The organism is Vibrio sp. R11-SG3-ISO9, assembly GCF_059834255.1.
The window spans coordinates 140,082-159,978 of sequence record NZ_JCBDGU010000025.1; the positions used below are offsets into that span (position 1 = coordinate 140,082).

The window sequence follows — 19,897 nt, forward strand, 5'->3', positions numbered from 1 at the left end:
CACATTATAACGTCGCTATACTTGATGTTATTCAGCATTCGAAGCGGTTGAGTTTATCAGCCGCTTCGGAATATAAGGATATAAAATGGCTGACAATAGCTGGTTCTCCAGTTTTCCTGAAATGGAACGCTCAGACTTACGAGCAATTAAGAAAGCACTAGACGGCGCCTACCGAGATTTTTCTCGTGAATATGGCGAATTGATTGAATCTTTCTTTGATCCTCTTCTCTCCTTCCTCGTCTGGTTTGAAAAACTCCTCATCTCAACACCTTGGCTTATCGTTCTCGCTGTCTGTACTGCTCTTGTGTATGCAGCAAGCCGATCGTGGAAACTTGCGCTAGGTTGTGTCGGTTCTTTGCTTCTTATTGGTTACTTTGGGATGTGGGAAGACACCATGCGCACCCTGAGTATTATTACCGTTTGTACTTTGGTTTCGATATGTTTAGGCATACCCATTGGGATTGCGATGGCGCGCTCCAATCGTGTTCAATCCATGGTTACTCCGCTACTCGATATAATGCAAACCATGCCCGCGTTCGTGTATTTGATTCCAGTAGTAATGCTGCTGGGCATCGGTAAGATCCCGGGACTTATCGCGGTTGTTATCTACGCAATCCCACCGGTTATTCGTTTAACTAACCTGGGGATTCGCCTAGTAGATAAAGAGGTGCTTGAAGCAGCAACTGCTTTTGGCGCAAACAAGAAGCAGCGTCTTTGGGGTGTTCAGCTTCCCTTAGCTATGCCAACCATTATGGCAGGTATCAACCAGACCATCATGATGGCTTTGTCTATGGTGGTTATCGCATCTATGATTGGTGTAAAAGGCTTGGGACAACCGGTACTGAAGTCGATTACTAACCAATACTTCACTTTAGGCCTTTTGAATGGCTTCGCTATTGTGGCATTAGCGATCCTATTTGACCGAGCATCGCAAGCCTACGCAAAAAGAACCAACGCACATTTAGGAGGGTTTAAGCATGACTAAGCCTCTGATTGAAATTAGTGGACTGTATAAAGTCTTCGGCCCTAAGCCAAAGTCGGTGATTGAGCGTATTCATAATGGTCAAAACAAAGACCAAATTCTCGCAGATACGGGCCATACCGTTGGCCTCAAAGAGATAAATCTAGAAATCAATCGTGGCGAAATATTCGTAATCATGGGACTTTCGGGCTCTGGTAAATCGACATTGATTCGCCACTTCAATCGCTTGATTGAGCCTACCGAGGGTAAAATCACCGTCGAAGGCACCGATGTTATGAGCCTCAACACCAAAGAGCTCGAAGAGTTTCGTCGTCACAAAATGTCGATGGTATTTCAACGCTTTGGCTTAATGCCTCATCGAACCGTAGTTGAGAATGTGGCTTACGGGCTTGAGGTTCAGGGCATTAAAAAGGACAAACGTTTAGCCAAAGCGTCTGAATGGCTAGATACGGTTGGACTTAAAGGTTATGAGCACCAATACCCTGCTCAATTGTCCGGTGGACAACAACAGCGTGTCGGTTTGTCACGCGCACTCTGCACCGATGCTGAAATCTTATTGATGGATGAGGCTTTCTCAGCGCTCGACCCATTGATTCGTAGTGAAATGCAGGATCAATTGATTGAGCTACAAGAGAAGCTTCATAAAACCATTATCTTCATCACCCACGACCTTGACGAAGCTCTGCGACTTGGGGACCGAATCGCGATCCTGAAAGATGGCGAGTTAGTTCAGCAAGGAACTCCGCATGAAATCCTTCTACACCCAGCAGACGATTACGTTGAAGCATTTGTTAAGGATGTAAACCGTGCCCGCGCACTTACCGTAGAAACGGTTATGCAGCCACCTCTGTATCGCATCACATCAGAAACGATTGAAGGTGCACTTGCTCAAATGAAGATGTTGAAGCATGACTACGCCTACCACGTAACGGATGATGGCTATCAAGGTCTGGTGACAAAAGAGAGCCTCCAAGATGCCGTTGAAGATAAAACTGTGAGTGACTTTAGTGATGACATCTACGAAGAAGTACCTGCGGTCAATCCTGATGCTGTCATTGAAGAGATTCTGCAAGATACCATGTCATGCGAATACTCACTGCCTGTAGTCGATGAAGAAGGCAACTTAAAAGGCGAGCTAGAGCGAAGCGCTGTAGCGGACATTTTTGCTGAGCCAGGGGAAACTGAAACTGACCCAAAGCCCGTGATTGATAAAGCATCTTAAACCTCTAACTATCGCCCGCTGTACGTTTCTTGAACGTCATCGGGCGACTTTTCTTCGCTGCATTGTTACCCATTCCCTCCCAGAACCCACCTTGTTTGGCATTTTTGCGATCTTCCATATTCAAGCAGTTGAAATTGTTCTAAAAAATGTCTAATACTTAAATATCTAATGCTTTACACATCATTCGTTGGTGTTACCTTTGCGTAACCTTCGAGTGTTTACCGAAATCAATAGATGGATCTATTTACGATGACAGTTACTAACACTGAAAACCAAGACCTTGTCGATGAGTCTATTCTGCAGCAGATGATTGTAGATACCAGTGCAGAGGTCATCCCTATTCTTATCGATCATTATGTGGAAGAGTCAAAAACGCGCATTGACGCAATTAAACAAGCGGCTCAATCCCAAGATGGCGAAGTTCTCGAGTTTGAAGTCCACACTCTAGGCAGCACATCGCTCGCTTTAGGCAACAAAGCTTTATCAATATTAGCTCGCGACATCGAACGCCAATGCTTAGAGAAACAAACAGAGCTCGCATTCACACGCGTCGATGAACTTCTTGCTTTAGCGGACAATTCGATAGAGGCGCTGATAGCGCGAAAAGAACTCGGTTTCGGCTAAAAACCAATGTCTGATTAAGAAGATACAAAACGACATCAAGTACAGAACGCAAAGATTGACGTTTGGTTAGGACAAGATTCAAAAGGAATAACACAATGCGCCCTAAAGTATTGTTAGTTGAAGACTCCACTTCATTAGCTGTTTTATACAAACAGTATGTAAAAGATGAGCCCTATGACATTTTTCACGTCGAGACGGGAGCAGAAGCCAAAACCTTTATAGAGCGTCACACGCCGCAACTGGTTATCCTTGACCTTAAACTACCTGATATGTCGGGTGAAGAGGTACTAGATTGGATTACAGAAAATGAAGTTCCAACGGCTGTAATTATTGCTACCGCTCATGGTTCAGTAGACATTGCCGTTAGCCTAATTCAGCGGGGCGCGGAAGACTTTCTTGAGAAGCCAATCCAAGCCGAACGCTTGAAAACCTCGGTACAGCTGCACCTTAAACGCGCGAAACTAGAGAACTTAGTGGAAAACATTAAGAGCAAGTTTGACCGCGAGGCCTTCCAAGGCTTTATTGGCTCATGTCTACCGATGCAAGCCGTATATAAAACGATCGACTCAGTAGCCCCAACCACTGCGAGTGTGTTCATTAATGGTGAGAGCGGTACTGGTAAAGAAGTGTGTGCCGAAGCCATCCATAAAGAGAGCCAGCGTCGCGACAAGCCATTCGTTGCAATCAACTGCGGTGCAATTCCTCGAGATCTGATGGAAAGTGAAATCTTCGGTCACGTTAAAGGGGCATTTACTGGCGCAACAACAGATCGAAAAGGCGCTGCGATGCAAGCGCATGGCGGTACCCTATTTCTCGACGAGCTCTGTGAAATGGAACTCGAAATGCAGAAGAAGCTCTTGCGATTCTTACAAACAGGTACATTTACCCCACTAGGAGCGACTCGCGAAGTTAAAGTAGATGTGCGAATCATCTGTGCGACTAACCGTGATCCCCTATTAGAGGTTGAAGAAGGTCGCTTTAGAGAAGATCTCTACTACCGTGTTCACGTTGTACCTATTGAGATGCCACCTTTGCGAGAACGTGGTAGTGACATTGTCACGCTATGTAAGCACTTCCTGAAAATCTACGCGAAACAGGACGGCAAGAAATTCAAATCAATAGATAAAGAAGCCCAGGTTTTACTTAAGAACTATCCTTGGCCGGGTAATGTCCGCCAACTTCAGAACATTATTCGCAACATTGTGGTCCTTAATAACGAAACCAGTGTGACCAAAGAGATGATCCCTGCGCCGATTAATGGTGCGGGAGGCCGAAGCAAGGTCGTAACGCCTATTAAGCGCGTCGAACCTGTTCAAGAAACCGTAGCAGATCCGGTTCCCAAGCCTGCGCCATTGACCCCAGAGCAAATTGAGGCAGCAACTGAGAGTAGCGGCCCTGCTCTTACCAATGGTGATGGCAGCATTCGCCCAATGTGGAAGATTGAGCGAGAAGCGATTCAAAATGCGATCAACCACTGTGATGGTAACGTGTTGAATGCTGCGGTGCTGTTAGAGCTTAGTCCTTCTACGGTATATCGTAAGAAGCAGGCATGGGAAGCTGAAGATGAGTACAACCAAGCCTAAGCACTCTCAAAAGTTAGATACTGAACCAAATGAGATTTGGCTGTTGCTCGACAGCCAAACCTTCGGCGGGATTGAAACTCACGTTTTGGAGTTAGCCAAAGGATTGAAAGCGCATCAACGACAGGTGCGCATTATCTTACTCACACGCTACTCTCCAGCCCCTCCCATTATTGAACGCCTTGAGAAATCTGAAATCGGTTTCTCGTTTCTGCAAGATTTAGCGACGACTGATGGTTCATCAGTTACTCAGCTTAGTCATGCAATCGAAACGTACCAACCAAGGCTGCTGCATTGTCACGGTTACAAATCCAGTATCATTGGCAAGCTTACAAAGCTGCTTTACCCTCGCCTTTCCTTATACCAAGTATCGACTTATCACGCAGGGGAAACACCAAGGGGCCGCGTATGGTTCTACGACGCACTCGACCGATACACAAGTTTCCTATCTAGCCACTCATTAGTGGTGAGTAATAAGATTAAGGAAAAGATCCCTAGCACCACGACAATGCTCAACAACTTTGTGAGTATGCCGGTACATCAACCTTCTCCTGAGTTTAGCTCTAGCTCATACCGATTTGGTTTCGTAGGTCGCTTAAGTCACGAAAAGGCGGCCGACCGATTTATAGATTTAGCTATTCAGTTTCCTGACCATCACTTTCACCTGTTTGGAGATGGTCCTGAACGCGAACAGTTGGAATCACGCAAAGTTGATAACTGTACCTTTCATGGTCATCAGCAAAATATGGAAAAAGTATGGAGTAGCATCGACGTACTGATTATCCCATCGCGATATGAAGGTTTGCCAATGTCTGCATTAGAAGCAATGTCACTCGGCGTTCCTGTCATTGCGACTGCTGTAGGTAACTTACCCCAACTCATAAATCACGAGGAGAGTGGCTATCTGGCGAATGATCCAAAAGAACTCGAAGCATGCGTAAATAGTTGGTTATCTCTCTCTCAAAATGAAAGAACAACGCTCAGCCAAAAAGCAATCGAAACCATTCACAAGACATACTCACCGCAAGCTGTCATCCCGCAACTACTAGAGTGCTACGGACTTTAATTCTCAAAACGAGATTCTCACTCTCGACTAAACAGCACACTTTCTCAAAATAGGATACGACTTTCTTATCCAAAAATAACTCATCAATCTGATTCTCAAATTGACATTTGCTTGATAAGCCCAATAACCTGTCATTAAAAATCAAACAGTTAAAGCAAAAATCATACTGGCACTCCGCTTGCTATGTTCACTCTATACAAACAATTTATCCCGCAAAGGGACAACGTCTTTAAATTGGTAGTCAGTGAGGCTTAGCAATGAACAATTACAAGAACATACTCTTTGTACATTACGGTGATAACTGGATTCGTGGAAGCGAAGCATGTTTAATCAATCTGATTGCGAGCTTGAATAATGCAAAGTTTCGACCAGTCGTTTGGAGCAATTGTGAACCGTTGACAGAACACTTCAAGAAGCAGTCCATCCCTACCGTTTATACCCCCTTTAAACTGCTTCTCGGCTGGAGCGCACCAAGGTTCAACCTTTACCAGTGGGGCGTGCAATTAAAGCAAGCTGTCTCTCTTATCAAGCAGCACGAAATCGACATTGTTCACATTAATAGCGGCGCTCCATGCCAATGGATGTGTATCGCCGCCAAGTTATGTGGCGTCCCTGTCGTAACTCAACTTCACAGTGACTATCAACTGAGAGATCGCTTTACTTTAGGTTTGCACCTTTCTCCAAACATCGCTTGTGTAAGTCATGATATTAGTAAAGGCCTTCTTGATGATGGCTACCCACAAGATCAGCTGTGTGTCATTCACAATGGCGTTATCCAACATCGAACTATAAATAGAGACGTGCGAGCGGAACTCAACATCCCACAGTCAAGCTTTGTATTTATTACTGTTGGCTCTCTGATTGTTAGAAAGGGCGTCGATTTGATTATCCAATCATTGAATCGAATTCAGAGCGACAAAGATGCACATCTTATTGTGATTGGTGATGGTGAAGACAGAGACAACCTAGTCGCGCTCGTGAACGATTTAGACCTAAGCTGTAAGGTCCATTTTGTTGGCGAAAGAGAAGATGTTGCAGATTGGCTTTGCAGCGACGTCGACGCATTCATTAGCGGTGCTCGCTATGAAGCCTTTGGATTAGTACTCGCGGAAGCTGGATTAGCCAAGCTTCCTGTTATCGCACCAAGGGTTGGCGGTATTCCTGAATTCATCCAACACAATCGCACTGGCCTCTTATTTGACCCAAGCAACCCGATTGACGAAATGTGCCACCAGATGACTCGATTAATGTCAGACGCGGCTTTACGTACTGACCTATCGACTCAGCTATATCATTTATCGCACTCGAAACTCACCGTTGAAGCTAATACACAACAATTTGAACGCCTATACAGCAAAGTTATCCGCAAAAATAACTCATCTTCCCTACTCAATGGCTTAAAGCCGCTTGTCCGCTGGGCATTTCATTAACGTTAACAGGTTGGAGACATACGATGAATACTAAGACCCGAAACGCCAACGACAAAGCAAAACACGGCTTAATTTACGATCCAATTCCTTTTGCGGGCGGCTCTAAAATAGCGACCCTCGAAATGTTGATGACCACTCACGAGTCAATTGAAAAGCAAGCTGATGACAATGTAAGTTTTACAATTGTTACCGCTGATCCTAAATCTTGGAGAACGGCAGTAAGCAAGCTCAACGCGAGAATTATTACTCTACCCAACTGGGGTTTTCTTACGGTACCTCAAGGGGTTCGCTACTGGGTTGCTCAGTTAGTGTTAGCCTTGATCCTGATGGCCACAGTTATTCGTCTACCACGCATCAGTTACACCGTTGGTGCCTCAAACCCAGGGATCGATATGGCGCTCTACATCGTGAAATGGGTTTGGAGAATGCCAATCATACAGTTGGTTCATGGCCCTGTTGGACTTTCCCGTTCTATAGGCTATTGCTTTACTCGCGCTGATTCGGTCTTCTACCTGTCTTCAAGCATCGATTCAATACGCGCTGCTCTTAGCTGCTATTTTTCTAAGGCTCATGACTCTGAACAAGCTGAGATCATGACTCGTGCTGTTCTTGAGAGCGCTAGATTTGAGTCTTTTACTAATGGTTTGACCCAAGCGAATTGGCCAACTCAAAGCACAGGAACATTAAATGACGTTTTTTGGGCTGCTTCTCTACTTAAATGGAAAGGATTAGAGACACTCAATGAAGCATTAAACATTGCTAGTCAGACAACGCCCTGGAATACCAATATCTGCTATATCACACCGCAAAATACACATTTAGGTGTAAGCAGTTTACCGACAAAAAGTACGTACACTAAGCTGTTCCATGCGCCTATCAATCTTGACCAAATCCGCGCAAGTTCAGGTATTTTTGTGTCTACCAGTATCAACGAGCCGTTTGGCTTGTCTGTTTTGGAGAGCCTAGCCGCTGGGCTGTGCGTCGTTATTCCAAGCGATGGCGCTTATTGGGATAGAGTCCTTGAAGATAATGTCAATTGCCTAAAGTTCGCTCCACAAGATCCACAATCACTGTATGAAGCTGTCCAAACGTTGATTGACGACCCTCAGCTTCGTCAACGTTTATCACAGGCAAGTTTAGATATAGCGAAACAGTATCGAGCGGAGCATTGTTACGCTTCGATTTGTATTGCTATGCGCGGACAAGCTGAGACTAAACCAGCAATGGCTTCGTTGGAGACATCTCATGATTAAGTCTTTACGTCAGCCATCGCCGCTAATAAATATGCTGACCTACGGCATCGGATTGGTCATAAGCAAAGGCGCGGCTCTAATTATGTTGCCGATTATCGCCAACTATCTTGCCCCTTCTCAAATTGGTCGATTAGACCTGTTAGCCTCTATCGGTGCGGTAGCGGGGATTGTTGTGACATTTGCTCTGCATGAGGCACTTTACCGTTTTGTTGGAGAAGAGAGTGATTTTAAAAAACGTTTTTTGAAAGCGAGTGAAATCTTCTCCCTCACCTGTGGCGTTTCTTTGATTCTGGCTGCTGTTCTTTTTGGTTATATCAATAGTGGTCTTGACGACCAATTTGCCTTTGCAAGCCGCACTGAACTCAATCTCATTTTAATTTGTGCTTCTCTTGAAGGCGTTATCGGTTTATCTACCGCGTGGCTGAGAATGCAGGACAAAGCTTTTACGTTTCTAGCAATCAGTGTCGCTTCAACACTACTACAAATCAGCTTAATTCTTGGTGTGCTATTTTCTAGCCCGAGTGTTGAGAAAATTTTAATGTGCGGCGTGGTCACCTACATTTTCCAAATCACTGCACTGCTTATTATCAATCGCTTTAAACTCACATTCACCAATATCTCTGCATTTCGAGAGTATCTTCGTTACGGTTGGCCACTGATGCTAACTGGCTTAATCGGTTTTGGTTTAAACGGTGCAGAAAGATTCTTCGTCGCCTACTCCACCAACCTAGATACCCTTGGACAATATGCGATTGCGATTAAGTTCTCGTTTGCCATGTGTATCTTGGTTCAGCCTTTTGGAATGTGGTGGATGCCAAAACGTTTCAATACGCTAGCGAATCAAGGTCGCCGTAAAACCGTTGAGGTTACCCAGCTTGGAATTATCTACATCACTCTACTCACTGTAGGCGTCGCATTCGCAGCCAAAGCTTTCATCTTGTTAGCACTGCCAGAAACCTATCTATTGTCGGCTCAACTTGTATTGGGAACGTTGCTGTTTTCTTGGTTCAAGGAGGTCGCGGAACTGCTCAATATCGGCATTCTTCATCGTAAAGCCACCAGATTACAGCTATGGATTTCGGTAAGCGCCACTCTAATTGGTCTCAGCATGATGTGGTTACTAAGTGGCTTTGGTGTCTGGGGGATAATTGGCGCTTTATGTATCGCTCAAGCGTTTAAAGCTGTCGTTGTGTTTATCTACAGTCAAAGGCTAACTCATCTACCTTATTCGCTTGGACTGTTCCTCTTTGAGTTTAACGTGCTAGTACTGTGTCTGTTGTTAGCTCTCTCTATACAAAATGTCTGGTTCTGCCTAGCGATGGCAGTCATTGCTCCAGTTATATGTTGTCTGCCCGCTTATCGAATTGAAGCAGTAAGGCATAACGTTCAAGCATTGGGACAGAAGCTTATTGGCAAATTGGGAATCTTAGCTGGGCACAAGCCTTGCTAGAACATTATTTCAGCACACAGGATTTTCATTATGACTAACGCCACCCACAAGTTACCTTCAATTGTCACAGTATCTATGCTGTGCCTATTGATGGGCGGCGTTTGGTATATAGTCCCACACCCGATCGTTGCAATTTGCTTAGCTTTCATCCCATTAGGTGCCCTGTTTGTTATCAACAAAACCTATTGGCTGGTGATTTTGTTCGTCGTATTCTCATTTTTCCGCATCCATGAAGCCATCCCCCAACTTTACGCGTTTAAACTGCCTCTGTTTCTTTCACTTGGAGCTTTATCGGCTTTGATGTGGCACACGCTTATTAGCAAAGAACTTAAGACCTACTGGCACCGCTCACTATCGTGGTTAGCACTGTTTTGGTTACTTGTCACAATTGGTCTGGTATTTGCCTCGAACCGAGGGGTTGCTATCCAAGAGTTTAAAGGGATTTACTGGAAGATCATGGTGATGACACTCGCGATTGTTTGGCTGGTAAACAGCATGGATAAACTCGCTAAAACGTCGACTATCATTATCTTCTCGGGCTGTTTAATTGGCATCATCGCCATCTCTAACTCCATCAATGGAATTGGTCTTGTTGAAGGTACTCGTGTCACCATTGGCCGAGACATTGGCTCAATGCTCGGTGACCCAAACGATCTCGCTCTTGTACTCATGTTCCCTATGGCCTTTGCGATCAGCCAAGCGACAACGAAAGGCATACCCACAATGCACCGTTTCATCGGAGCAGCTGCATGTATCATCCTTCTTTATGCAGTTATCGCAACACAAAGCCGCGGCGGCCTTCTAGGCTCGATTGCTGTTCTCGGAATCTTCGCTTTGAGCATCATTCGCTCAAAGGTCACTTTAATTAGCTTAGGCGCTATTGCAGCGGTTGGACTCTACTTCGCTGCTGGCATATCCGATCGAGCGTCCGGCGGTGCTGCAGAAGCCGGTATCGATGCGTCGGCTATGGGGCGCCTGTACGCTTGGGAAGCAGCGTTTAAAATGGCGCTCGATAATCCACTAACAGGGGTCGGATTAAACAACTTTTATTCAAACTACTTTTTCTACAGCCCACATTGGGATGGCCTCAATCATGCAGTACACAGTACTTGGTTTGGGGTACTGGCCGAAACGGGCTTCCTTGGTTTAACCGTATTTATCATCTTGATTGGCTCTTTGCTCATCACTGCGCGCAAAACGCTAACACAAATCAAAGACGATGGTAATTCAGTCAACCCAATCCTCTACTCTTCGGCGTTCGCCGTTTATGCCGGACTTATCGGGACAATTGTGTCTGGTACCTTCCTAACTCAAGGCTTCAATTGGCCTATTTATATCCTTTCTGCATTGACGGTTTGTGTTTCTCATATATCCCAAACTGAATGTCAAAATGAGAAACCAAACAAACAGAAACTTTAAGTAACTGAAAATTAATAACTATTTATATGGCACATATAATGAAAGTACTCCATTAAAACAAAAAATGGAGATTTCAAAATGACGTCAGTATCAGTTCATCAATTTAAGACTTGGTTGAAGTTTCATCCTAATTCTCATATTCGTAATCTGTTTTTCATTTTGAAAGACATACGCAATGCCGAGCTTCCAGTACCTAAATTTGCCAGTAAATGCCTATACCATGTTCACCGCAGTATCTCGGGTGTCATTTCAGGTATTACTCGCTTCTTCTATTGGACACCCGCTTTTAAAGGTCGTCTAAATCGCTGTGGTAAACATCTATACCTTTATGGCGGTTTACCGTTTGTAAGTGGCCCTCTCACTATTAACGTAGGCAGTGAATGTCGTATTTCAGGCCACACGACTTTTTCAGGTTGTAGCCAACCGACTGCTGATGGTAGCCAACCTTCCTTAGAAATTGGCGATAACGTTGATGTCGGTTGGCAATCGACAATTGCGGTTGGACGCCGCGTTGTTCTTTCTGACAATGTGCGTATTGCAAGTGGCGCGTTCCTGTTTGGTTATTCGGGTCACACTCTTGATGCACGACGTCGTGCTCTCGGTGAAGGCGACGATCCGGAACAGATTGGCGATATCATTCTTGAAAGAGACGTGTGGCTGGGCACCAATGTCACTGTAAAAGGTGGAGTAACCATCGGCGAAGGCAGTGTGGTTGCTGCGGGAAGTGTCGTAACCAAATCCGTTCCACCACTTTCAATTGTTGCGGGCAACCCAGCACGCATCGTTGGCAGTATTCCAAGCGAGCCAACTGTGTTCGATATTGAAGAACACAAAGGAGGTCGTCATGCGTGATTTGATTGTTTTCGGGGAAGACTTCGGTGGATTACCGTCATCGACGCAGCACTTAGTTCGTCATTTAGCGAAACAACATAAAGTTCTATGGGTTAATTCGATAGGTTTAAGACAACCAAAGTTAAACCTAAAAGACATCACTCGTGCATTGAACAAACTAGTAGGAAGAAGTAACGCACAAACGCAAAACATGTTACCCGAGCAAGCATTCGACAACATTACTGTGGTTAATCTTAAGACCTTACCAGCGCCACGTTCTTTAATCGCTAGAAAGCTTGCTAAAGAACTAATGTTAGCTCAGCTAAAGCCTGTTATTAAGAAGTTGGGAATGAAAAACCCAGTACTTTGGACTTCCCTACCAACTGCTGCTGACTTGTGCGGTCATTTGGGAGAAACCCATGTCGTCTATTACTGCGGAGATGACTTCTCGGCGCTCGCCGGCGTTGATCACAACTGCGTCGCTCGACACGAACAGGCTCTAATAGAAAAAGCTGACGTGATTTTTGCAGCTAGTCAGAAGCTAATGGATAAATTCCCTTCTGAAAAAGCCCACTTATTGCCACATGGGGTAGATTTTGCTCTCTTTTCTAACCCAGCAAAACGCGCAACAGATTTGCCAAGCCATCATCGTCCAATCGCAGGTTTCTACGGCAGTTTATCTCAATGGCTTGATTACGAGCTGATCGAAAAAACGGCGTTAGCACGCCCGGACTGGGACTTCGTTTTCATTGGTCCTAACGAACTAGAGCAGCTTGCTCTGCCGGTACTCAGTAACGTGTTCTATCTTGGTCCAAGAGCACATCATCAGTTACCGAGTTATTCACAGCACTGGGATGTGAGTTGGTTACCATTTGTCGACAACGAACAGATAAGAGCTTGCAGCCCTTTAAAACTCATGGAGTATCTCGCAGCTGGAACACCGATTGTGACTACCCCTTTTCCTGCACTCAAGCCTTATCAAGAGTATGTGACTACCGTGAATAACGCTGAACAGGCATCGCAAGCCTTAACTCACGCTCGCCAATCGTGCTCTGTTTCTCCAACGATCGTAGAAAAAGAGAGTTGGGAAACTCGCGGTGAGATTGTTCACTCTATTTTGGAGTCGTTATGAATAATCTAAAAACCCGATTGCTACAGATACTTTATGGTGCATGGCGACAACGCTATGTGATTGTCATTCCGATGCTGATACTACCGATTGTGGGTTTATTGGTTGCAAATCTTACGCCTAAAAAATACGACTCGCACACTAGTATGCTGATTCAAGAAACCGCTAAGATGAACCCGTTTCTAGAAGACATCGCAGTATCAACCATGCTCAAAGATCGTATCAACGCTCTAAAAACCTTGCTGCATAGTCGTCATGTTCTTTATTCAGTGGCAGAAGATCTTGAGCTAATAGACTCAAATATGTCGAGTATCGAGCAAGAACAGATCATTAATGACTTGTCGCAACGACTAATGGTGACACAGTTAGGCAAAGACTTTCTTAAAATCAGCCTAACTAGCAATACCCCAGACAGAATGGAAGAGACTCTCAAGTCTGTCAGTGAGCATTTTATCGCTCAATTACTTGCTCCTGAACGTTCCTCCATTGAAGACTCGAGTAACTTTCTCGCTATTCATATTGAAAAACGTCGCGAAGCACTCGACGATGCAGAGCAAGCACTAGCGCTTTATCGCAACGACAATATCGAATCGACTCCAGAGATTCAGAGCCAAAGCCTCAACCGATTAGCGGCACTCAAACAGAGCCTGTCTGAGAAGGAAGCCGAAATGGCTGGCGTTAAGAAAAGCCTAGGTTCCATGGATCAGCAACTCTCACGCACTAACCCGGTAATTGGTAAAATTGAAGACCAAATTATCGATATCCGTAGTGAGCTTACCCTACTTCAAGCTAAGTACACCAACAAGCACAGTGCCGTACAAGCAAAGTTACGTGAGCTAGACAGACTAGAGAGCGAACGCAAAACCTTGCTCGAAATGAAGCAACCTAACATGAATAGTGACCAGCTTTGGGACATTGCCAGTAGTAACACCTTTAACGACGTCTCAGAACTACAGCCCCTGTTAGTAACACAGTTACACAGCTTGCAACTGGTTCGTGCGCGTTTTGAATCATTAAAAGAAGAGACTAAGAGCTTAAAAACAATGATCTTTGAGCTAGAAAACAAGGCCAACAATTTTGGCCAAAATGCGAAGGAGATGTACCGCTTACAACGTGACGTTCAGATCAAGCGCCAGCTGTACGACGAATTAGTTGAACGTTATGAAATGGCCCAGCTTACTGGCTCTTTGGGTGTCTTTGAACAGAACAAGCGAGTCAAAATCATAGATCTGCCCTACACGCCGAGCATCCCATCCAACATGCCTTCATTCATCTTTGTCATTGCTGGTTTGATTGCAGGGATCGGGTTTGGGATAGGTTTAGCAATACTGTTTGAGTTGTTCGATTCATCAGTGAAAGGGAGCGCTCAAGTTGAACAAGTGTTGGGAGTTCCTGTGATTACAGTCATCCCCAACATGAACTAGTTTCCTTGATAAATCACTAAACCAAACCACCAGCTTCAACTGGTGGTTTTTTTATTCGTTTCTATTTCTATTCGATTTGTCGCAAATCCATTTTCAACAGTATGTTTCTCACGAAGCTATTTCTCAATAAGCGTTTTGATTTTCAATTTGAGAATAAGAGCCAAAAACCAACCCACAACACCTAACCACATGTATTTATTAGGGTATTTTTTTGGCACGCGACCTGCTAGGTATATAGCAACGCAAAATTCAAAGCTGAGAGTAATAGGAAATCTCACAACCCTCGTTTACCCACTTACTAACAATAATTACAGCGGAGTACCACATGAAAGCACAAGGAAAGAAAATCATTCATGTCGTTCAGCACCTCGCACCCGGTGGGCTGGAAACATTAACGCTCGACCTGCTTCGTCTAGCAGACCCAAAGGATCAAGTTTTGATCGTGAGCTTAGAAGGACAACGTGATTCCTCAATTAACAACTGGCCAAAACTAGAACAGTACCGCTCTCAAATTGTTTTTTTAGACAAAAAGCCAGGCGTGCAATTTAACGTTCTGCTCTCTCTCATTAAGGCATTTAGCAGCATCAAGCCAGATGTGGTTCATACCCACCATATCGGTCCTCTTCTTTACGCGGGCTATGCTGCTCGCCTTTGTAGTGTTCCTTATCGAATCCATACAGAGCATGATGCTTGGCATCTTAAAAATGCCAAAAGAAGACGTTTACAAGCAATCGCTCTTCAATTTGCGAAACCTATGCTAGTCGCAGACGCAGCCAAGGTTTATAACCAACTATGCTCTGCATTTTCCTACAAAAATATCACAACAATACGCAACGGTATTGATTGTGAAAAATTCCACCCGACTTCTAAAGTAGCGTGTCGTCATCTGTTTAACTTAGGCGAAGATGACTTCATCGTTGGCTGTGCTGGCCGATTAGAAGGGGTGAAAGGACAAGATCAACTCATCAAAGCACTGCCTCTGATTCCAAAGCGTATTAAAGTCGCGATTGCCGGAGACGGCTCTCAAAGGGAGGCTCTTGAGCAACTTGCTAAAAAATTGAATGTGTCAGACCGTGTCATGTTCCTCGGATTGGTCGAAGACATGGTCTCATTCTACAACTCGCTGGATGTGTTTTGTCTTCCATCACGCTCAGAGGGTTTACCACTCTCCTCCCTAGAGGCTCAAGCTTGCAACATTCCAACGGTTGCCATGGATGTAGGAGCGGTAAAAGAGACGCTCTGCCCTGTAACTGGCCATTTAGTAAAAGCAGATAACGTTCCTCATTTGGCTTACTCGTTATTCAAGACCTCACAAAACGACACGTTAGAAAACTTCTCTAACCCTCGTCGCTATGTACTTGAGAATTTCAACATCAGCGACATGGTGGATTCTTATAACAAGCTGTCAGAGGAGAGCTACGTATGATTGATATTGTACTCGCTACCCTGTGCTTATTGGCCGGAATGCTCATCGTGTATCACCATGCAGGTTATCCAATTCTGCTTCGTTGGTATGCAAAGCGTCATCCTAAGCAGCCTGTGCATGAAAACCAACGTGCTTACAAAGCAGAAGCACAAGACTGTACGCTACCAACCGTGACTATCTTAGTTCCGGCATACAATGAGCAAGCTTGGATTGCGGACAAAATTCGCAACCTCGCATCTCTCGACTACCCAAAGGATAAGTTAAAAGTCGTGATTGCCTGCGACGGCTGTACAGACAAAACCGTTGAGAAAGCTCAGATGGCGATTCAAGAAGCAATCTGCAGTGACATCTATTTCGAGATCCATGATCACAAAGTTAATCGTGGCAAAGTAGCGACCGTTAACGAAGAGATCGCGAACATCGACGCGGACATTACGGCTCTGAGTGATGTGTCGGCATTAATATCATTAGACGCGTTGCTGATCGCAGGCGAACATTTTAAGAATCCAGAAGTAGGTGTTGTAAACGCGACTTATCAACTTTGCCCAACGGGTAATCAGGGTGAAGATGTTTATTGGAAATACCAAACAGCGGTTAAAGAGCGTGAAGCATCATTCGGCTCAAGTTTAGGTTCACACGGTGCGTTCTATCTATTTAGAACAAGCCTGTTCACTCCACTGCCTAGCAACACAATTAATGATGACTTTATTCTACCAATGCAAATCGTCAAACAGGGTTACACTGCCGAGTACGAAATACGCATGGTAGCTCTGGAATTAGAAGAGACCAATACCAAAGCTGATTTCAAAAGAAGGTTACGAATCTCGGCGGGGAACATGCAGCAAGCCATTGAGCTGTTTAGTTTATTCAGCCCAAAATTCAAAGGGATAGCATTTGCTTTCTTCTCCGGTAAAGGGTTAAGACTACTCACCCCGTACCTAATGATTGTTAGCTTAGTGTGCTCATTCTTCCTACGTGATTACTTTCTATTTAACTTTTTATTCTGGGCACAAATCGCCGTTTATACGCTTGGCATCGTTGGGTATTTATTGCCAAAGAAACTGAGCATCAAACCTCTTTCGTTAATTTCTTATCTTGTGGTGGGACATTACGCCAACTTCGTTGGCGGTATCCGTTACCTAATTGGATTAGAGAATACCCCTTGGACACGAGTCAATCGTTAAGGATCAACTATGTTTACTCAAGACCACCAACAAATGCTTTACCAAAACAAAATTTCTCGTGCTAAACGTAGCTTTGACTTCTTTGCGTCCATGTTTGCGATTATTTTGTTCTCTCCGGTTTTCCCAATTATTGCTCTTGCGATTGTGATGACGTCTAAAGGGCCCGTCTTCTACCGCCAACTACGCGTAGGAAAATCGACACCAGAAAAGATGGAGATATTTGAAATCCTTAAGTTCCGCAGTATGTACGAAGATGCTGAACAACGATCTGGTGCCGTTTGGGCAACGAAGAATGACCCTCGTATTACTCCTGTCGGTCGCTTTTTGAGAAAGACCCGTCTCGATGAACTGCCACAGCTGTTCAATGTTATAAAAGGCGATATGTCGTTGATTGGCCCTCGTCCAGAGCGTCCTACTTTCTACAACAAACTTGAAACTGAGATTCCGTACTTTGCAGACCGTACCTATGGTGTGATGCCAGGTATTACTGGCTTAGCTCAAGTTAACCAAGGTTATGACACTTGTATTGAAGACGTAAGACGCAAGGTCGGTTTCGACCACAGCTACGCACTTAGCTTATGCTCAATGAAGTCATGGATCATTGCCGACCTGTCGATTATCAGTAAGACCATTATCGTTATGGTGGATGGTCGTGGTCGTTAACAAAATGATTTGATGAACTCATAAATTAAAGGCCAAAGCCCAACGTGTCATTGCGTTGGGCTTTCTACATTTATGAACTTTATTCACAAAACTCAAAACATAAACGGTGTACCCTAATCAGCGACTTAGACTACCCACCTTTTGCAAATGAAAATTGAAGACCTGAAACTGTTTACCACTGTTGTTGAACTCGGCAGCTTTACCGCTGCAGCGAATGCGTTAGACCTCCCTAGAGGTAATGTGAGCCGACGAATCAGCGACCTCGAAGCATCTCTCGGTATCCAACTTTTCATAAGAACCACACGTAGTTTATCGCTTACCCAATCTGGCGAGCTCTATTACAAAGAATTGCTGATTGCGCTCGGCGCATTAGAGAAAGCCAATCATGTGGCATCGAACCTTTCAGAACTGCCTCACGGTAAAATTAAGATAGGCTTGTTGCCAGAAACCAGTGACATCTTACAATCAACACTATTTCGCTTTCAGGACATGTACCCTGAAGTGGAACTCGACATTCGCAGCATCAACAACGGCTTTGTCGATATGCATCGCCAAGGTTTGGACATTGCAATGCATGGAGGGCGCTTGAGTGACGCGAATATTGTGGCTCGTAAGCTAATGGATCTACAAAGAGTGTTTGTTGCTAGCCCAGACTTCATTACTAAAGAAGGTCAACCCGTTTCCGTCCAAGAGCTATCCAATTATCCATTTGTCTGTTTCCGCTGGCCAACTGGCGATATTGATCAACAGTGGGACATCGCCAACATTAATGTAACCGTCGAACCTTCAATTGTTAGTGATAGCATCGGGTTTGTGAAAGGAGGCGCGATTCGTCATCGTGGTATCGCGCTCTTGCCGGAACTGCTGGTACGCCAAGAGATAAAAGACGGGACGCTAGTAAACCTATTTCCAAACGACACACTGCAAAAAGAAGAAGCTTGGTTGCTCTACCCACAACGGAAAGCGCTCAGTCACGCCTCTCAACTTTTGGTCGACTTTCTATTACAAGAACTGCCTAAACTCTAGGCATTGTCTCATTTAGCGTAACAGTGTTTCACACTGAACCCAGATTATCTAACGAAATTAGAAAGATAGAATTGCCCTATATATTAATAGGAGCAATCCATGAACACTATTTTTCGTCATTCCATCATCGCAGCATGTTTAATACCTTTAATCGGCTGCAATGATTCACAGGCCTTAGCTCCAACTAAAGAGCCACGACCAATACAAGTCATCAAAGTGAAAACTGCAAACGAACAGGCAGCTAAGCGCTTTACGGGTACCCTACAATCTGCACAAAGTGCCGCTGTCGCGTTTCGTGTCCCAGGTACCATTCAGAAAATACTGGTTAAAACCGGTGACTATGTCGAAAAAGGACAACCGCTCGCATCTCTTGACCCGCATGATTATCAAGTGGCACTCGAAGAGCTACAAGCTCGTGCATTAGAAGCGAAATCAGCTCACAAATTAGCAAAAGCCGAACTGGCACGCGTAAAACAAGCGATTGCTGACGACGCAATTGCTAACGTAAATCTCGATCGCGCAATTAGTGGTTATGAACGCAGCGAAGCGGCAGTCAAAGTGGTTGAACAAAATATCCGCCGTGCTAAAGATACATTACGATACACTCAACTACGCGCGCCATTCTCGGGCGTGGTCGCAACGTCTAACTTTGATCAGTATGAACAAGTTCTTCCGGGCATTTCAGTATTTACCCTGCATAAGCCTGACTTGTTAGAGGTCGAAGTCGATGTACCCGAGAACCTGATTCACCAATTCAAGCCGAAGCAACTTGCTGCGATATCTTGGTATGGAGAAGCGCGCTCTGTCGCTGGACAAGTCACTGAGATTTCTACGCTGCCTGACCCTATCAAACAGACCTACACGGTGACCTACCAACTAGATGGACTGAATCAAGAGTTGTTACCAGGAAAAGCTGTAACACTAATTACCGACCTAGGCAGTACGCAACCAACTCTGTGTGTACCTTACTCCGCTATTGTAAAGCCACTGCAACAAGATCTCGTATTCACGATTAAGGATCAAACTGCACACGCGGTTCCTGTTTCGGTTGTTTCTTTTAACCACCAGAACGCTTGTGTTCAGTCTCAACTCAATGCCGGCGATTACGTGGTTGTGAGTGGTGCACAATACATTCAAGAAGGTCAGCACTTCCCATCAATCCAAGTTAAAGAGCTGTAGGTAACTGTG

Annotated in this window: 16 protein-coding genes and 1 pseudogene; all 17 read left to right on the top strand. The window is 44.7% G+C overall.

Annotated features, from left to right (window positions below; genetic code table 11):
- Positions 1-85 precede the first annotated feature (85 nt).
- The 17 genes and pseudogenes from AC6R05_RS07950 to AC6R05_RS08030 all read left to right on the top strand — a co-directional run bounded on the left by AC6R05_RS07950 (position 86) and on the right by AC6R05_RS08030 (position 19,888).
- Entirely contained in the window at positions 86-985 is a 900-nt protein-coding gene (locus AC6R05_RS07950) for an ABC transporter permease (RefSeq protein WP_500647071.1), read from the top strand.
- Positions 978-2,204: a quaternary amine ABC transporter ATP-binding protein gene (locus AC6R05_RS07955; RefSeq protein WP_500647072.1), complete on the top strand. Its 1,227-nt coding sequence runs from the start codon at positions 978-980 to the stop codon at positions 2,202-2,204. The genes AC6R05_RS07950 and AC6R05_RS07955 overlap by 8 nt, the downstream gene beginning before the upstream one ends.
- Positions 2,205-2,453: 249 nt before the next feature.
- Positions 2,454-2,828 (top strand): Hpt domain-containing protein, encoded by a 375-nt coding sequence (locus tag AC6R05_RS07960; protein ID WP_500647073.1) that lies wholly within the window; start codon positions 2,454-2,456, stop codon positions 2,826-2,828.
- Positions 2,829-2,923: 95 nt separating this feature from the next.
- A complete protein-coding gene (locus AC6R05_RS07965; RefSeq protein WP_500647074.1) occupies positions 2,924-4,411 on the top strand; it encodes a sigma 54-interacting transcriptional regulator in 1,488 nt (495 codons plus the stop codon).
- Positions 4,392-5,474 carry a glycosyltransferase family 4 protein gene (locus tag AC6R05_RS07970; protein WP_500647075.1) on the top strand — a complete coding sequence of 361 codons (1,083 nt, stop codon included), beginning with the start codon at positions 4,392-4,394 and terminating at the stop codon, positions 5,472-5,474. Before AC6R05_RS07965 ends, AC6R05_RS07970 begins: the two co-directional genes overlap by 20 nt.
- Positions 5,475-5,731: 257 nt before the next feature.
- On the top strand, positions 5,732-6,904 hold the full coding sequence (locus AC6R05_RS07975) for a glycosyltransferase (protein ID WP_500647076.1): 1,173 nt from the start codon (positions 5,732-5,734) through the stop codon (positions 6,902-6,904).
- A 23-nt stretch (positions 6,905-6,927) separates the two neighbouring features.
- Complete coding sequence (locus AC6R05_RS07980; protein WP_500647077.1) at positions 6,928-8,157, top strand: glycosyltransferase family 4 protein; 1,230 nt, start codon at positions 6,928-6,930, stop codon at positions 8,155-8,157.
- A 31-nt stretch (positions 8,158-8,188) separates the two neighbouring features.
- A pseudogene (locus tag AC6R05_RS07985) lies at positions 8,189-8,962 on the top strand (lipopolysaccharide biosynthesis protein); the annotation flags it as partial.
- A gap of 675 nt (positions 8,963-9,637) precedes the next feature.
- On the top strand, positions 9,638-11,026 hold the full coding sequence (locus AC6R05_RS07990) for an O-antigen ligase family protein (RefSeq protein WP_500647078.1): 1,389 nt from the start codon (positions 9,638-9,640) through the stop codon (positions 11,024-11,026).
- 78 nt (positions 11,027-11,104) lie between these two features.
- Positions 11,105-11,878: an acyltransferase gene (locus AC6R05_RS07995; protein ID WP_500647079.1), complete on the top strand. Its 774-nt coding sequence runs from the start codon at positions 11,105-11,107 to the stop codon at positions 11,876-11,878.
- The gene (locus AC6R05_RS08000) at positions 11,871-12,989 is read left to right on the top strand and encodes a glycosyltransferase (protein ID WP_500647080.1); all 1,119 of its coding nucleotides are present in this window, start codon (positions 11,871-11,873) and stop codon (positions 12,987-12,989) included. Before AC6R05_RS07995 ends, AC6R05_RS08000 begins: the two co-directional genes overlap by 8 nt.
- A complete protein-coding gene (locus AC6R05_RS08005; protein ID WP_500647081.1) occupies positions 12,986-14,410 on the top strand; it encodes a GumC family protein in 1,425 nt (474 codons plus the stop codon). Before AC6R05_RS08000 ends, AC6R05_RS08005 begins: the two co-directional genes overlap by 4 nt.
- 325 nt (positions 14,411-14,735) lie before the next feature.
- Positions 14,736-15,836 (top strand): glycosyltransferase, encoded by a 1,101-nt coding sequence (locus AC6R05_RS08010; protein ID WP_500647082.1) that lies wholly within the window; start codon positions 14,736-14,738, stop codon positions 15,834-15,836.
- On the top strand, positions 15,833-17,020 hold the full coding sequence (locus AC6R05_RS08015) for a glycosyltransferase family 2 protein (RefSeq protein WP_500647083.1): 1,188 nt from the start codon (positions 15,833-15,835) through the stop codon (positions 17,018-17,020). Before AC6R05_RS08010 ends, AC6R05_RS08015 begins: the two co-directional genes overlap by 4 nt.
- Before the next feature lie 9 nt (positions 17,021-17,029).
- Complete coding sequence (locus AC6R05_RS08020; protein WP_172974231.1) at positions 17,030-17,683, top strand: sugar transferase; 654 nt, start codon at positions 17,030-17,032, stop codon at positions 17,681-17,683.
- Positions 17,684-17,830: 147 nt separating this feature from the next.
- Positions 17,831-18,709: a LysR family transcriptional regulator gene (locus AC6R05_RS08025; RefSeq protein WP_500647084.1), complete on the top strand. Its 879-nt coding sequence runs from the start codon at positions 17,831-17,833 to the stop codon at positions 18,707-18,709.
- Positions 18,710-18,808: 99 nt separating this feature from the next.
- The gene (locus AC6R05_RS08030; protein WP_500647085.1) at positions 18,809-19,888 is read left to right on the top strand and encodes an efflux RND transporter periplasmic adaptor subunit; all 1,080 of its coding nucleotides are present in this window, start codon (positions 18,809-18,811) and stop codon (positions 19,886-19,888) included.
- Positions 19,889-19,897 lie beyond the last annotated feature (9 nt).